Source organism: Niastella sp. OAS944, from assembly GCA_024809215.1.
GTDB lineage: Bacteria > Bacteroidota > Bacteroidia > Chitinophagales > Chitinophagaceae > Niastella.
Genome location: JANUBW010000022.1, coordinates 1 through 2,054, shown reverse-complemented (window position 1 = coordinate 2,054; position 2,054 = coordinate 1). Strand labels below are relative to the sequence as shown.

Sequence of the window (2,054 nt, the reverse complement as noted above, 5' to 3'; positions counted from 1 at the left end):
GTAATGCCATTGTTAGAACTAGTTGGTAATGGCGACAGGGTAGCTCCCGAACATATTGGCGCTACGGCTGTAAACGTCGGCGTCACATTCGGATTTACGGTAATAGTTAAAGTCGTTGTCGTAGCACACTGTCCGGCTGTTGGTGTAAAGGTATAAGTTGTAGTTGCGGTATTATTAAGTGCCGGCGCCCAGGTACCAGTAATGCCATTGTTAGAACTAGTAGGCAATGGCGACAGGGTAGCACCAGAACAAATTGGCGCGACTGCAGTAAACGTCGGCGTTACGTTTGGATTAACGGTAACAGTTAATGTAGTTGTAGTAGCGCACTGGCCAGCTGTTGGGGTAAAGGTATAGGTTGTTGTAGTCGTATTATCCAAAGCTGGTGCCCAGGTACCGGTAATACCATTAGTAGAAGTAGTTGGCAATGGTGTTAAAGTAGCCCCAGCGCATATAGGAGCCACTGCCGTAAACGTCGGCGTTACGTTTGGATTAACCGTAATAGTTAATGAAGTTGTAGTCGCGCACTGTCCTGCCGTTGGTGTAAAGGTGTAGGTAGTCGTTGCTGTATTATCCAAAGCCGGTGCCCATGTACCGGTAATACCATTGGTAGAAGTTGTTGGCAGTGGTGTTAAAGTAGCACCTGAACAAATTGGCGCTACGGCCGTAAACGTCGGCGTTACATTCGGATTAACGGTAATAGTCAAAGTCGTTGTAGTAGCACACTGTCCTGCACCCGGCGTAAATGTATAAGTTGTAGTTGCGGTATTATTAAGTGCCGGCGCCCAGGTACCAGTAATGCCATTGTTAGAACTAGTAGGCAATAGCGACAGGGTAGCACCAGAACAAATTGGCGCGACTGCAGTAAACGTCGGTGTTACATTTGGATTAACGGTAATAGTTAAAGTCGTAGTAGTCGCGCACTGTCCTGCAGTTGGTGTAAAGGTATAAGTAGTTGTTGTGGTGTTATCCAAAGCAGGCGCCCAGGTTCCCGTAATACCATTGTTAGATGTAGTTGGTAATGGAGAAAGGGGAGCGCCCGAACAGATTGGCGCTACAGCGGTAAATGTCGGTGTTACATTTGGATTAACCGTAATCGTTAAAGTCGTCGTAGTCGCACACTGCCCAGCTGTTGGAGTAAACGTATATGTTGTAGTTGCTGTATTATCCAAAGCCGGTGCCCAGGTACCAGTAATGCCATTGTTAGAACTAGTTGGTAATGGCGACAGGGTAGCTCCCGAACATATTGGCGCTACGGCTGTAAACGTCGGTGTTACATTCGGATTAACCGTAATCGTTAAAGTCGTTGTAGTTGCACACTGTCCAGCTGTTGGGGAAAAGGTGTAGGTAGTCGTTGTGGTATTATCCAAAGCGGGCGACCAGGTACCGGGAATACCATTGTTAGATGAAGTTGGTAATGGAGAAAGGGTAGCTCCCGAACATATTGGCGCTACAGCTGTAAACGTCGGTGTTACAGTCGGATTAACGGTAATAGTTAATGTAGTAGTCGTCGCACACTGTCCAGCACTCGGCGTAAAGGTATAAGTTGTAGTTGCCGTATTGTTAAGTGCCGGCGCCCAGGTACCAGTAATGCCATTGTTAGAACTAGTTGGCAAAGGTGACAGGGTAGCTCCCGAACAGATTGGCGCAACAGCTGTAAACGTCGGTGTTACATTTGGATTAACTGTAATAGTTAAAGTCGTTGTAGTCGCACACTGGCCAGCGGTTGGGGTAAAGGTATAAGTAGTTGTTGCTGTGTTATCCAAAGCAGGTGCCCAGGTACCCGTAATGCCATTGTTAGAACTAGTTGGCAGCGGTGTTAAAGTAGCCCCAGCGCAAATAGGAGCAACTGCTGTAAACGTCGGCGTCACATTGGGATTAACTGTGATTGTTAAAGTCGTTGTAGTCGCACACTGTCCGGCACCCGGCGTAAATGTATATGTTGTAGTTGCGGTATTATTAAGTGCCGGCGCCCAGGTACCTGTAATGCCATTGTTAGAACTAGTTGGCAGCGGTGTTAAAGTAGCCCCAGCGCAAATAGGAGCAACTGCTGTAAA

At 47.4% G+C, this 2,054-nt stretch carries 1 pseudogene; it reads right to left on the bottom strand.

The features are described 5' to 3' along the window. Positions 1 to 2,054: pseudogene (locus tag GGD38_RS37295) on the bottom strand (gliding motility-associated C-terminal domain-containing protein); the annotation flags it as partial.